This is a genomic window from Streptomyces sp. NPDC050806 (assembly GCF_055586425.1).
The window spans coordinates 357520-370017 of record NZ_JBVJIF010000007.1 but is presented as its reverse complement, the minus strand read 5'-3'; the positions used below and the strand labels follow the sequence as shown (position 1 = coordinate 370017).

The 12498-nt window shown below is 71.9% G+C and carries 14 protein-coding genes; 9 read left to right on the top strand and 5 right to left on the bottom strand.

The window, feature by feature from the left end:
• Positions 1–242 precede the first annotated feature (242 nt).
• From ACZ6WH_RS23740 to ACZ6WH_RS23725, 4 genes are all read right to left on the bottom strand, one after another.
• Positions 243–1112, bottom strand: a complete 870-nt coding sequence (locus ACZ6WH_RS23740; protein WP_469730369.1) for a hypothetical protein — start codon at positions 1110–1112, stop codon at positions 243–245.
• Positions 1113–1122: 10 nt separating this feature from the next.
• On the bottom strand, positions 1123–1752 hold the full coding sequence (locus tag ACZ6WH_RS23735; RefSeq protein ID WP_469730367.1) for an RNA polymerase sigma factor: 630 nt from the start codon (positions 1750–1752) through the stop codon (positions 1123–1125).
• Between the two features lie 265 nt (positions 1753–2017).
• Positions 2018–2590, bottom strand: coding sequence for a hypothetical protein (locus ACZ6WH_RS23730; protein WP_469730365.1), 573 nt, complete (start codon positions 2588–2590; stop codon positions 2018–2020).
• A gap of 119 nt (positions 2591–2709) precedes the next feature.
• A complete protein-coding gene (locus ACZ6WH_RS23725) occupies positions 2710–4368 on the bottom strand; it encodes a beta-N-acetylhexosaminidase (protein WP_469730363.1) in 1659 nt (552 codons plus the stop codon).
• A 417-nt stretch (positions 4369–4785) separates the two neighbouring features.
• Here ACZ6WH_RS23725 and ACZ6WH_RS23720 point away from each other — a divergent pair, with 417 nt between their 5' ends.
• The 9 genes from ACZ6WH_RS23720 to ACZ6WH_RS23680 all read left to right on the top strand — a co-directional run bounded on the left by ACZ6WH_RS23720 (position 4786) and on the right by ACZ6WH_RS23680 (position 11608).
• Entirely contained in the window at positions 4786–5310 is a 525-nt protein-coding gene (locus ACZ6WH_RS23720) for a 2-oxo-4-hydroxy-4-carboxy-5-ureidoimidazoline decarboxylase (protein WP_469730685.1), read from the top strand.
• Positions 5311–5490: 180 nt separating this feature from the next.
• Complete coding sequence (gene sdhC, locus ACZ6WH_RS23715) at positions 5491–5871, top strand: succinate dehydrogenase, cytochrome b556 subunit (RefSeq protein WP_110943876.1); 381 nt, start codon at positions 5491–5493, stop codon at positions 5869–5871.
• A gap of 9 nt (positions 5872–5880) precedes the next feature.
• Positions 5881–6351: a succinate dehydrogenase hydrophobic membrane anchor subunit gene (locus tag ACZ6WH_RS23710; RefSeq protein WP_030254128.1), complete on the top strand. Its 471-nt coding sequence runs from the start codon at positions 5881–5883 to the stop codon at positions 6349–6351.
• A gap of 20 nt (positions 6352–6371) precedes the next feature.
• Positions 6372–8126, top strand: a complete 1755-nt coding sequence (sdhA, locus tag ACZ6WH_RS23705) for a succinate dehydrogenase flavoprotein subunit (RefSeq protein ID WP_469730360.1) — start codon at positions 6372–6374, stop codon at positions 8124–8126.
• A complete protein-coding gene (locus tag ACZ6WH_RS23700; RefSeq protein ID WP_469730358.1) occupies positions 8126–8902 on the top strand; it encodes a succinate dehydrogenase iron-sulfur subunit in 777 nt (258 codons plus the stop codon). The genes sdhA and ACZ6WH_RS23700 overlap by 1 nt, the downstream gene beginning before the upstream one ends.
• 96 nt (positions 8903–8998) lie before the next feature.
• Positions 8999–9814, top strand: a complete 816-nt coding sequence (locus ACZ6WH_RS23695) for an alpha/beta fold hydrolase (protein ID WP_432858166.1) — start codon at positions 8999–9001, stop codon at positions 9812–9814.
• 132 nt (positions 9815–9946) lie between these two features.
• Positions 9947–10351 (top strand): hypothetical protein, encoded by a 405-nt coding sequence (locus ACZ6WH_RS23690; protein ID WP_432858165.1) that lies wholly within the window; start codon positions 9947–9949, stop codon positions 10349–10351.
• Positions 10352–10355: 4 nt separating this feature from the next.
• Entirely contained in the window at positions 10356–10841 is a 486-nt protein-coding gene (locus tag ACZ6WH_RS23685) for a thiol-disulfide oxidoreductase DCC family protein (RefSeq protein ID WP_469730355.1), read from the top strand.
• A gap of 11 nt (positions 10842–10852) precedes the next feature.
• Positions 10853–11608, top strand: coding sequence for a TetR/AcrR family transcriptional regulator (locus tag ACZ6WH_RS23680; RefSeq protein WP_432858161.1), 756 nt, complete (start codon positions 10853–10855; stop codon positions 11606–11608).
• On the opposite strand, the gene ACZ6WH_RS23675 is transcribed toward ACZ6WH_RS23680, so the two are convergent.
• Positions 11539–12438: a hypothetical protein gene (locus tag ACZ6WH_RS23675; RefSeq protein WP_469730353.1), complete on the bottom strand. Its 900-nt coding sequence runs from the start codon at positions 12436–12438 to the stop codon at positions 11539–11541. The genes ACZ6WH_RS23680 and ACZ6WH_RS23675 overlap by 70 nt on opposite strands.
• Positions 12439–12498 lie beyond the last annotated feature (60 nt).

Below are 12498 nucleotides of genomic sequence, written 5' to 3'. Positions count from 1 at the left end.
CCGGCGGGCCGCCGCATGACGCGTGACGAGCGCACCGACCGGCGCGGACCTGCACGTTACGGGCATCGGCCGCCCTGCGTCCAGAGTCATCAGGAAGCGGTCGTCCGTACGGCGTGTGACGCCACTGTGACGCTTTCGGCCCTGCCGACGCTGTAGAGGATGAGGGCCCGGTGCGGCCCTCCCATGAACGACGGCCGGGGCCTCTCCTGTGGGGGGTGGCGGCCCCGGCCGTCCCCTTCCCCTCACTTCTCCCGGGCTTCGCGCGCCTGCTGCGCCTTCTCCGGCCCGGCTTGGCGCTGCGGCTTCTCGTGCCGCCCCTCGTAGCGCTTCTCGTGTCGCTGCTCGTGGTGGCGCGTCGTACTGGCGTGACGCGCCCCGTCCCCGTGGTGCGGCTTCTTGTGGGGGCGCCCCTTGCCGTGGCCGTGGCGCCGCTCACCGTCGCGCTTCCTGTCTCCGTCGGGCTTGCTGCCCCCGTGACGCTTGCTGCCCCCGTCGCGCTTGTCGTCGGGACTCTTGCCGCCCTGCCGCTTGCCCTCGCTCTGCGTGCCGGGACGGTCCTTGCCGTTGCCGTGGCCCTTGCCCTGGTAGCCCTTGCTGCCGTGGCCCTTGCCCTGGTGGTGGCCCTTGCCGCCCTGGCCCTTCCCGTCGTGCTGCTTCGCCCTCGGCGGTTCCGGGGAGGTGTGCGGGGGCTTGATGAGGGGGGCCACGGGGTCCGTGGGCGAGGCGGGGCGGAGGGACGGGGGTGTCGCGCGGCCGGGCGCGGTGGGCGACGGGCGGGGCCGCTCCGGGGCGCTGCCGTGCAGGCCGCCCATCGACGCCACGGCGATGCCGCCCAGCGTCACCGAGGTCAGCAGCGCCCCGACAGCGGCGCGTACCGGCCATCCGACGCGCCGCGCCGCGCGCGGGCGCCCGTCGTCCCGCCGTCCGGCGCCCGCCGCGTCCTCCCGGGCGTCCCGGGCCGCGCGGAACGCGGCGACCGCCCGTCGTTCTCCTTCGGGGGTGACGGCGGAGCCGGCCCGCACCGCGGCGCCGAGCAGTTCGCCCAGCGCGGCGGGGCCGCCCCCGTCGTCGTCAGCGGGCGCCGCACCGGCACTCCTGGAACCGCCACCCATGCGTGGCCCCTCACCTTCTCCTCTTGTCCCTCGTTCCGCTTCGGTCTTCCCCGTTTCCCCGTTCGTCCAGCCGTGCCGCCAGCCGCCGCAGCCCCCGGTGGGCCGACGCCCGTACGGCCTCGGGCCGCTGCCCCAGGACGCGGGCGGCCGCCGGTCCGTCGAGGCCGACCACGACGCGCAGCAGCACCGCCTCGCCCTGGTCGCGCGGCAGCCCCGCGATCAGCTCCAGCGCCCGCCGGGCCGAGAGAGCCGCCGGCACTTCTTCGTACGTACCGAGCGGGCCTGCCGACTCGACCGGCTCCGGCCCGTCCGGCTCCGGCGCAGCGGCCCGCTGTCCCGCTTCCGGGCGGCGTGCCGCGGCCGACGCCCGGTGTCGGGCGATGGCCGTTGTCCAGCCGCGGAACCCCGCGCCGTCGCCGTGGAACCGGCCGAGGTCGCGGGCGATCTCCTGCCACGCCTCGGCCGCCACCGTCTCGGCCGCTTCGCCGACGAGTCCGCGCAGATGGCCGAGCAGCCCCGGCTGCACCAGGCGGTACACGACCGCGAAGGCGGCCTCGTCCCCCTGCTGAGCCCGGGCCACGGCCGCGCTCAGCTCCCCGTCGTGCGCCGACGCGCGACGGGGTTCCGCTCTTCGGCCCAACCGCTGTCCTCTTCATGCGTCCAGCTCCGGGACACCCGGCGTGGCGTGGCACGGATCAGGGCGTCCGCGCCCCCGATGTCATCAGCGTGAGAACGGACGGAAATGTCACAGTGTCGCGGACGCCGAGCCGTCGGCACCCCCGTGACCAGCACCGACGGGCATCCGGCCGCGGCCCGTGGCCGAACGGCATCCGGTCGCGGGCCCCGGACGGCGGGCTCCGGACGGCGAGCCCATGCGGCTCGGGCGGCAGGCTCGGGCGGCGGGCTCAGACGGCGCCGCGGGCCTGCCGCGAGACGACGGCGCGCACCACGCGGCGGCCCTCGGCGGAGAGCTCCACCGCCTGCCGCAGGCCCACGGGGCCGTGCGCCGAGAGGAGTTCCAGGATGGTCGTCTGCCGCCGGAGTTCGGCCTCGACCAGCGGCGTCATGCCGTCCGTGCGGCCCGCGCGGCGGTCCTCCAGGGTGTGCGTGACCGCGTCCGTGGCGCCGGGGTCGAGCAGGCTGTGGATACGGAGCGCCGCGAGGGAGCAGTCGTCGGCCCAGGCGCGCAGCGCGCCGTCGTCGGTGCGGTCGACCGGCGCGCCGTCGGCCATCCGGCGGGCCAGCGCGGCGGGGTCCTCGGCCCCCGGCGCGGCGTCGGCCGGTGCCTGCGGCAGCAGGGCCCGTACCGCGGTCAGCTGGGGGCCCCATGCCGTGCCGTCCGCCGTCAGGCTCGCCCACAGCGGGCGCAGCGCGTCGTCGTCGGCGCCGAGCAGCGGCAGACAGCGGTCCAGGCAGGCGAGACCGCTCGCCGCCAGCCCGCGCGCATCTGCACGCGCGACCAGTTCCACCAGGCTCATGACGTACGCCTTCCCCTTCGCAACCGGGCACTTCCTTGCTGCGCCGTACAGCGTGCCGGGGCGCAGGAACGTCACAGCGGACCGTGACATACCGGTGGAAAGGCGTACGTCCGGGCCGTTCAGCGGGCGGGCGCCACCGTCGCGGCCCGGGTCTTGAAGTCGGTCCAGGACAGCTGCGGCTTCCGCGGGTCCCAGACCTTCTGGGAGAGCGCGACGAGCGGCATCCGGATGCCGCGGGCGACCTGCTCGGTGGTCTGGGACTGCGGGATGTCTCCCCAGACGCCGAGGCGGGCGCCGGGGACCCGGTCGGGTCCGGCGAGCGAGGCGGCCACCGGGCTGCTGCCGCGCAGCACGGCCGGGGTCCACTCCTTGTAGATGCGCTCGCCGGTCGGGTAGGTGAAGTCGTTCGGCTGGCCGAGCACGTAGTAGAGGTACTCGTCGTTGAGGTTCACGACCGTGCGCCCGGCCTTCAGGAACGGGGCCGGCTGGTTGGCGCCGATCTCCTTGCCGGTCCAGTACGCGACCGTGCGGTCCTTGGCCGGGGTGACCACCTTGCTGTCGTGGAAGCCGTCGTTCCACGCTTCGACCTGCTGTACTCCCGCGTTGCGCAGGGTCTTCTCGCGGTCGTTGAGCCAGCCGGTCGTCAGGTCCTGGACGGTGGCCCTGGCGCCGTACTTCTTCGTGGCGGCGCGGGCGAGCTGCGGGTAGGTGGCGCCGGGGGACTTCACCGTCAGGGCGCGGTACTCGTCGCCGCCCAGGTGCCAGTGCGGTCCGGGCACGCCCTCCTCGGCGAACAGCTTCGCGTACTCCTTGAGCAGGTCGTCGACGATCTGCGCGGCCTTGGGCTGCGAGATGTCGATCGCGCCGCGCTGGGAGGTGCCGGCGGCGCTGCGCAGCTGGAGCGAGGGGTGCTTGTCGATCACCGCGCCGAGGTGGCCCGGGGAGTCGAGCTCGGGGATGACGGTGATGTGCAGTTCGCGGGCGAGCTTCACCAGGTGGCGGACCTCGGCCTTGGTGAGGTGGTCCTTCGAAACGATTTCCGGGTGGCTGGAGCTCTCGATGCGGAACGCCTGGTCGTCGGAGAAGTGCAGCTGGAGCTGGTTGAGCTTGAGGTCGGCCAGCTCCCGGATGCGCTTCTCCAGCCAGTCGGCCGTGTAGTGCTTGCGGGCGATGTCCATGAGCAGCCCGCGCTGGGCCCGGTCGGGGCGGTCCTCGATGGTGCCCTCGGGGACGCCGTTGGCCGCCCGTACGGACTGCACGACCGTGCGGGTGGCGTTGAAGACGCCGGTGTCGGTGGGCGCGGTCAGGGTGAGCCGGGTGTCGCGGGCGGTGATCGTGTAGGCCTCGTCGGCGGTGCTCGCGGGGGCCGCGTTGTTCGCCTTCGCGGCCTTGCCCTTGCCGGAGATCGCCAGCTCGATGTCGCCGGGGCGGGCGTCGTCCTGCCAGGACAGCTTCAGGCCGCCGAGGTCGGCGGCGAGCCGGCGGGCCTCGTCGGCGAGCGGGCTGTCCTGGCCCGCGGGGACGACGACGCGGGCGTTCTTCGATACCCGCCAGCCGTTCCCGTCGGCCGCCTTGAAGGAGCGGACGGCGGGGATCGTGCGCGGGGCTCCCTTGACCGCGGCCCAGCGGGGCGTGGGCGCGGCGGAGGACGCGGCGGACGTGGGGGACTTTGAATCCTGGCTTCCGCTGCCGCTGCCGCGCTCTCCGGAGTCGCCGGAGCAGCCGGTGATGGTCAGGGCCGAGGCGGCCAGTGCCACCCATGCCGTCAACTTCCTCATCTACGCAAACCTCCCTTTCCAGGGCGAAGTATGACCAGCTGGAGAAACGTCTCGTCCACTACGCGCGCGAAAGCTCTCTCATCCGGGTGAAATTCGCGCATCCGTCGGACAGAGTCCGACTCCCGTCGTTACGGTGACGATTCGCCCGCCCGTCACCCGACCTCCACCCCCAGAAGACGGCGCGAGCGCCGGCAGTCTCCCCGTCACCCGACCTCCACCCCCAGAAGACGGCGCGAGCGCCGGCAGTCCCCCTTTCCCCAGTGCCCTCGCCACCCTGACGGTGTGGCCGCCCTGGCCGGAGACGCGGACTGCGCACCCCACTCCAGGTCGCCCCCAGGTATCCCGAAATCCGAGGAGTTCACGCTGTCCGACGAGTTCCCCGCCCGGCCGACCACTCTGCCCACCGCCCGGCCCGGCATACCCTCGCAGACGTGCCGCCCGCGGCGGGTGGCACCGGACGGCGCGCCCGGACTCGACCGGCTGAATTCGGCCGCCGCTGGAGCCGCCGAGGCCGCACTGCTGGCCTGCTGCGGAAGCCGCCGCTGGGCCCGCCGGATCGCCGCGCACCGCCCGTATCCCGACCTGGAAGCGCTGCTGGCCGCCGCCGACGAGGCCAGTTACGACCTCAGCCCGGCCGACCTCGCCGAGGCGCTGGCCGAGGAGTCCGTGTCGCCGCAGCCGCTCGCGGGCGCCCGCGGCCGCGGGACCCTCGCGGCCCACACCGCGCTGCGCGCCGCCCACGCCGAGTACGAGCGCCGCTTCCGCCATGTCTTCGTGATCTGCCTGGACGGGCTGCGCGAGGACCGGCTGCTGGACCACGTACTGAGCGGCATCCGGGACCGGCTGGCGCACGAGCCGGACGAGGAGCGCGCCGTCGCCGCCGAGGAGCTGCGCCGGATCGCCCGCGGCCGCCTCGCCCAGCTTGTCACCCAAGGTCCCTGATAGCCCGTTTCCTCCCTGTCCGATAGTCCGTCCGTGCTTGTTTGATCACACCTGAGGACCCCGGCGGGAGGAACCGACAAGTCGTCGCTACGATGGCCAGGGCCGGTGGACCGTACCCGGCCGGGCCAGACCGACAGTGAAGCCGGCAGGCCCCAGTCCCCGCTCCCGGAGGGTTTTTCCGTGCCGGCTGGAACGCTGTATCGCGGCCGGGAAGGTATGTGGTCCTGGGTGGCTCATCGAGTCACCGGCGTCCTCATTTTCTTCTTCCTGTTCGTGCACGTGCTCGACACCGCTCTCGTTCGTGTCTCCCCTGAGGCCTACGACGACGTAGTCGCCACGTACAAGACGCCACTCGTCAACGTGATGGAGTACGGCCTGGTGGCCGCCATCCTCTTCCACGCGCTCAACGGCCTGCGCGTCGTGGCCGTGGACTTCTGGTCCAAGGGCACGAGGTACCAGAAGCAGCTGCTGTGGACCGTTGTCGGTGTCTGGCTTGTCCTGATGGCCGGCGCCTTCTACCCCGTGCTGCAGCACACCCTGCGCACGCTGTTCGGGAGCTGATGAAGCGCGATGTCCTCTGCTGAGACGACTCCTGTGAACGACTCCGTGTCCCTGTACGACGTGGACAACCCGGCTCCCGTCATCGAGCCGCCCCGCGCCCGTACGAAGAAGACCCCGCGGTCGACCCGGACCAACTTCGAGCTGTACGGCTGGCTGTTCATGCGGCTGTCCGGCATCGTGCTGGTCGTCCTGGTCCTCGGCCACCTGCTGGTCCAGCTGGTGCTGGACGGCGGCGTGAGCAAGATCGGCTTCGCCTTCGTGGCGGGCCGCTGGGCCTCGCCGTTCTGGCAGGCCTGGGACCTGATCATGCTGTGGCTCGCGATGCTGCACGGCGCGAACGGCCTGCGCACGGTCATCAACGACTACGCGCAGCGGGACAACACCCGCTTCTGGCTGAAGATGCTGCTGTACGCCGCCACGGTGTTCACCGTCCTTCTGGGCACGCTGGTGATCTTCACCTTCGACCCGAACATCCGCTAAAGCCGGGGCTGACTGGAACAATGAAGATCCACAAGTACGACACCGTCATCGTCGGCGCGGGTGGCGCCGGCATGCGCGCGGCCATCGAGTCGACGAAGCGCAGCCGCACCGCCGTCCTGACGAAGCTCTACCCCACTCGCTCCCACACCGGCGCGGCGCAGGGCGGCATGGCCGCCGCCCTGGCCAACGTCGAGGAGGACAACTGGGAGTGGCACACCTTCGACACGATCAAGGGTGGCGACTACCTGGTCGACCAGGACGCCGCCGAGATCCTCGCGAAGGAGGCCATCGACTCGGTCCTCGACCTGGAGAAGATGGGCCTGCCCTTCAACCGGACCCCGAACGGCACGATCGACCAGCGCCGCTTCGGCGGTCACTCCCGTAACCACGGTGAGGCCCCGGTCCGCCGGTCCTGCTACGCCTCGGACCGCACCGGTCACATGATCCTCCAGACGCTGTACCAGAACTGCGTCAAGGAGGGCGTGGAGTTCTTCAACGAGTTCTACGTGCTGGACCTGCTGCTCAACGACGTCGACGGGGTCAAGAAGTCCGCCGGTGTCGTCGCCTACGAGCTGGCGACCGGCGAGATCCACGTCTTCCAGGCGAAGTCGATCATCTTCGCGTCCGGCGGCACCGGCAAGTTCTTCAAGGTGACCTCCAACGCGCACACCCTGACCGGTGACGGCCAGGCCGCCGCCTGGCGCCGTGGGCTGCCGCTGGAGGACATGGAGTTCTTCCAGTTCCACCCGACCGGCATCTGGCGGATGGGCATCCTGCTGACGGAGGGCGCCCGTGGTGAGGGCGGCATCCTCCGCAACAAGGACGGCGAGCGCTTCATGGAGAAGTACGCGCCGGTCATGAAGGACCTCGCCTCGCGTGACGTCGTCTCGCGCTCCATCTACACGGAGATCCGCGAGGGCCGTGGCTGCGGTCCCGAGGGCGACCACGTCTACCTCGACCTCACCCACCTGCCGCCGGAGCAGCTGGACGCCAAGCTGCCCGACATCACCGAGTTCGCGCGGACCTACCTCGGCATCGAGCCCTACACGGACCCGATCCCGATCCAGCCGACCGCGCACTACGCCATGGGCGGCATCCCGACCAACGTCGAGGGCGAGGTGCTGGCCGACAACACCACCGTCGTCCCGGGCCTGTACGCCGCCGGCGAGGTCGCCTGTGTCTCCGTGCACGGCGCCAACCGCCTGGGCACGAACTCGCTGCTGGACATCAACGTGTTCGGCCGCCGCGCGGGCATCGCCGCCGCGGAGTACGCGCACAAGAGCGAGTTCGTCGAGCTGCCCGAGGACCCGGCCAAGCAGGTCCAGGACCAGGTCGAGCGGCTGCGCGACTCCAACGGCACGGAGAGCGTCACCAAGCTCCGTACCGAGCTTCAGGAGTGCATGGACGCCAACGTGATGGTGTTCCGCACCGAGCAGACGATCAAGACCGCGGTCGAGAAGATCGGCGAGCTGCGCGAGCGCTACCTGAACGTGTCCGTCCAGGACAAGGGCAAGCGCTTCAACACCGACCTGCTGGAGGCCATCGAGCTGGGCAACCTGCTCGACCTGGCCGAGGTCATGGCGGTCTCCGCACTGGCCCGCAAGGAGTCCCGCGGCGGTCACTACCGCGAGGACTTCCCGAACCGCGACGACGTCAACTTCATGCGGCACACCATGGCGTACCGCGAGGTCGGCGCTGACGGCAAGGAGTCGATCCGTCTCGACTACAAGCCGGTCGTCCAGACCCGCTACCAGCCGATGGAGCGTAAGTACTGATGAGCACCCCCACGCTTGACAAGCACTCGGCGGCGCTGGACGCGGCCGAGAGCACCGCTGCCCAGAAGATCACCGTGACCTTCCGGATCCGCCGGTTCAACCCGGAGGTCTCGGCGGACGCGGAGTGGCAGGACTTCCAGCTGGAGCTGGACCCCAAGGAGCGCGTGCTCGACGGTCTGCACAAGATCAAGTGGGAGCAGGACGGCACGCTGACCTTCCGCCGCTCCTGCGCGCACGGCATCTGCGGTTCCGACGCCATGCGGATCAACGGCAAGAACCGGCTCGCCTGCAAGACGCTGATCAAGGACATCAACCCTGAGAAGCCGATCACGGTCGAGGCCATCAAGGGCCTGACGGTCCTGAAGGACCTCGTCGTGGACATGGAGCCGTTCTTCCAGGCCTACCGCGACGTGATGCCCTTCCTGATCACGAAGGACACCAACGAGCCGACGCGCGAGCGTCTGCAGACCGCCGAGGACCGCGAGCGCTTCGACGACACCACCAAGTGCATCCTCTGCGCCGCGTGCACGTCCTCGTGCCCGGTGTTCTGGAACGACGGCCAGTACTTCGGCCCGGCGGCGATCGTCAACGCGCACCGCTTCATCTTCGACTCGCGTGACGAGGCGGGTGAGCAGCGCCTGGAGATCCTGAACGACAAGGACGGCGTCTGGCGCTGCCGTACCACCTTCAACTGCACCGACGCGTGCCCCCGTGGCATCGAGGTGACGAAGGCGATCCAGGAAGTGAAGCGCGCACTGATCACGCGACGGTTCTGAGAGCCTGATCCCGCCAAGGGCCCCCTGTCCGGATTTCGTTCCGGGCGGGGGCCCTTCGCGTAGGTACGGCGTTCGTCCCGGGGAATGCTCTCCCGTATGACGAACGACACCGCCCCCCTCTCCCCGCACCGGCCCCTGCCCCCGCTCTCCGCCACCGTCACCGGCTCCGGTCCCGGCATCGTGCTGGCCCACGGCGCCACCGGCAGCATCGACGACAACTTCGCCCGGCTCTTACCGGCGCTCGCCGACTCGGGCCACACCGTGGTCGCGCCCGACTACCCCGGCTCCGGCCGTACTCCGCGCGCCTCCGGTCCGCTCACCCTGGACGCCCTCACCGACGCGGTCGTGGACGGCGCGGTGGCGGCCGGCCTGGAGACCTTCACCCTCATCGGCTACTCGCTCGGCGCGGCGGTCGCCGTGCGCGCCGCGACGCGCTATCCGCAGCGGGTCAGCGGCCTCGTCCTCACCGCGGGACTCGCGGCGCCCGACCGCCGTACGGACCTCTGGCTGGCCCTGTGGCAGCGGCTGCTGGAGCAGGACGACTACACGGGGCTCGCGCTGGCCCGCACGCTCAGCGGCTGGGCCCCCGGCCACCTCGACGGGCTGCCGGCCGACGACGTCGAGACGCTGCTGGACCCCTGCCCCGAGCTGGTGCCGGCGGGCTCGGCCGACCAGGCGGCGCTGGTGCGGACCCTGGACACCCGCGCCGACCTGCCGCGGGTCTCGGCCCCCACGCTCGTCATCGCCACCCTCCACGACCAGCTGGTCGACCCGGCGCACTCCCGCTACCTCGCCGACCGCATCCCCGGCGCGCGGTACGCCGGGCTCGCCGCCGGCCATGTGCCGATGCACGAGTGCCCGGACAAGTGGGAGCGGCTGATCACCGACTTCCTCGCCGAGCACGGCCTCTGACGCCCTTTCCCCTCCCGCTCCTCCTCCCCCGCCCCGCTGAGGGGCGGGCCCCTCTCCCGCGCTTGAACATGTTCAAGAACAGGTCTACTGTCATGGCAACGGGGATTTGAACACGTTCAGAAAGGCCGTCCCATGGACCTCACCGTCGTCGCCTACGCGGTATACGCACTGGTCAGCATCGCCCTGACCGTCTGGGTCGCCCGCACCCTCAGCCGGAACGGCAGGGTGTTCCTGGCCGACGTCCTGCGGGGGAACGAGAAGCTCGCGGACGCCGTGAACCACCTGCTCGTCGTCGGCTTCTACCTGGTCAACCTGGGCTTCGTCGCCCTGTACCTGCGCGCCGCCGACGCCGTCTCCACCGCGCGCGGCCTGGTCGAGACCCTCTCGCTCAAGCTCGGCGTCGTCCTGCTCGTACTGGGCGTCCTGCACCTGGCCAACGTCTACGTCCTCAGCCGCATCCGGCGCCGCGGCGCCATGGAGCGCGAACAGCTGCCGCCGGTCGAGCCGCAGGGCTTCACCGCCCCGGCTCAGGCCTGACGCCATGGCCGCGCCGGCGGCACGGCCGCGGACCCCGCTCCGGTCCGTCACCGTGCTCTACGACCCGGACTGCCCGCTCTGCGCCTCCGTGCGGGACTGGCTGACCCGGCAGCGGCAGCTGGTCCCCCTCGTACCGGTCCCGGCCGGCTCGGACGCGGCGCGGCGCCGCTTCCCCGGGCTGGACCACGACGCCACCCTGCGCGACATCACCTGCGTCGGCGACGGGGGCCAGGTCTACCGGGGCGCCGCCGCCTGGATCGTCTGCCTCTGGGCGCTGGCCGCCCACCGCGCCACGGCCCACCGCCTCGCCACCCCGGCCGGCGCGCCGCTGGCCAGGGCGGCCGTGCTGGCGGCGGCCAAGTACCGCGCGGCGCACCACCCCACGGGTCCCGCACAGGAGCGGGCCGACGGCTGGACGTACGACCGGGCACGGGGCTGGTCGTACGTCCCGGTGCGACGGGCTGCCGGAGGCCGGGCGGCCCCCGGCTAAGGTCGGACCCTGTGAGCGACGAGACGACCGGGGCGCCCCGGCCCGCCAAGGGCGAGCAGACCCGCACCCGCATCCTCCAGGCCGCGATGAAGCTGTTCGAGGAGCGCGGGTACGACAAGACCACCATGCGGGCCATCGCCCAGGAGGCCGGGGTCTCGGTCGGCAACGCGTACTACTACTTCGCCTCCAAGGAACACCTGATCCAGGGGTTCTACGACCGGATCGCCGACGAGCACCGGACGGCCGCCGCCCGGGTGCTCGCCACGGAGACGGATCTGTCGGCCCGCATCCGCGGGCTGCTGCTCAGCTGGCTGGACGTCGCGGCCCCGTACCACCGGTTCGCCGCGCAGTTCTTCAAGAACGCCGCCGACCCCGACAGCCCGCTCAGCCCCTTCTCGGACGCCTCCGAAGGCCCCCGCGAGGCGGCCGTCGCCCTGCACCGGGAGGTGCTGGCCGGCGCGGACGTGAAGTCGGCGCCGGAGCTGGCCGATCAGCTCCCCCGGCTGCTCTGGCTCCAGCAGATGGGCCTGGTGCTGTTCTGGGTCCACGACCGCTCGCCGGACTGCGCCCGCAGCCGCGCCCTGGTCACCCGTACGGCCCCGCTCGTCGCCCGGCTGATCTCCGCCTCCCGCTTCCGCGTGCTGCGCCCGCTGGTCCGCGAGCTGACGGAGCTGCTGGACGACTTCCTGATGCCGGGTCAGCCGTCCACGGGCTCGCCGTCGGTGTCGGACAGTTCCTCGGCTCCCGGCCGGCCCCGGTCGGGGTAGCCGCCCGCGCCCCGGCGGGTCACCCGCAGCATCTCGTGCATGGCATCCGCCGTGCCGATGATGTCGTCGAACAGCGCGTGCATGGCGCTCCGGGTCTCCTCGAACCAGGCGTCGAATGCCTTGTTGTCGCTCTTCGGCAGCTCGTTGTCGCGCAGCTGCCGCCGCGCGACCTGGTCGATGATGATCGATTCGAGCCTGGCGCCACGGTAGCCCTGCAGCGCCGCACCGCCGCTCCACCGGCTCGTGCCGCAGGTGGCCAGCGCGGACATGACGGCGTTCGACAGCTCCGAGTAGTCGCGGGAGTTCTGGTCGCCGCCCGCGCCCTTCTCGGCGCCCTGCATCGCCGAGCGGTACCGGGCGTGGTCCCGCTTGCGCCCCGCCTCCTCCGCATGGGTCCTCAGGTGCTCCAGCCGCTCCTTCACCCCGCCCTGTCCCGCCGCGCGGCCCGCCTGTTCCTTGCTGAGGCTCTTGCTCTTCACCTGCTGGTTCAGCTGGCCGATGCGCTCGTCCCGCATGCCCTTCAGCGTCGTGTACGCCTTCATGGCCAGCGCGTCGAGGGCGTTGAAGACGTGCTCGCCCTGCTTCGAGGCGCCGGGGGCCTGCTTCGGGGCGCGCTGGACGTCGGGCGTAGCGCCCCGCGACTGCCGCACCATACGGGTCACGGCGGCGTTCCCGGCGGCCCGCTGGAGCGCGAGTACCGACGACGGTACGGCCGTGTCCCCGGCCCGGGCCGGGGACGCCTCGGGCCCGGCGGCGCGGAGCGGGACACTGCCTGCAGGCCGGGTGGTCGTGGCGTCGGTGGCCTTGCTGGTGTCGTCCCGTGCGTGCATGGGGTCCTCTATCGCGAGTGGGCAGATCCTCCCTGGATACGGGGCACGGCGCCGGACCGC

Bases quoted from the DNA above. Each gene is read 5' to 3' on its own strand.
- ACZ6WH_RS23740 (WP_469730369.1), bottom strand. From the start codon at position 1,112: ATGGGTGGCGGTTCCAGGAGTGCCGGTGCGGCGCCCGCTGACGACGAC.
- ACZ6WH_RS23730 (WP_469730365.1), bottom strand. From the start codon at position 2,590: ATGAGCCTGGTGGAACTGGTCGCGCGTGCAGATGCGCGCGGGCTGGCG.
- ACZ6WH_RS23725 (WP_469730363.1), bottom strand. From the start codon at position 4,368: ATGAGGAAGTTGACGGCATGGGTGGCACTGGCCGCCTCGGCCCTGACC.
- ACZ6WH_RS23710 (WP_030254128.1), top strand. From the start codon at position 5,881: ATGTCCTCTGCTGAGACGACTCCTGTGAACGACTCCGTGTCCCTGTAC.
- sdhA (WP_469730360.1), top strand. From the start codon at position 6,372: ATGAAGATCCACAAGTACGACACCGTCATCGTCGGCGCGGGTGGCGCC.
- ACZ6WH_RS23700 (WP_469730358.1), top strand. From the start codon at position 8,126: ATGAGCACCCCCACGCTTGACAAGCACTCGGCGGCGCTGGACGCGGCC.
- ACZ6WH_RS23695 (WP_432858166.1), top strand. From the start codon at position 8,999: ATGACGAACGACACCGCCCCCCTCTCCCCGCACCGGCCCCTGCCCCCG.
- ACZ6WH_RS23690 (WP_432858165.1), top strand. From the start codon at position 9,947: ATGGACCTCACCGTCGTCGCCTACGCGGTATACGCACTGGTCAGCATC.
- ACZ6WH_RS23685 (WP_469730355.1), top strand. From the start codon at position 10,356: ATGGCCGCGCCGGCGGCACGGCCGCGGACCCCGCTCCGGTCCGTCACC.
- ACZ6WH_RS23675 (WP_469730353.1), bottom strand. From the start codon at position 12,438: ATGCACGCACGGGACGACACCAGCAAGGCCACCGACGCCACGACCACC.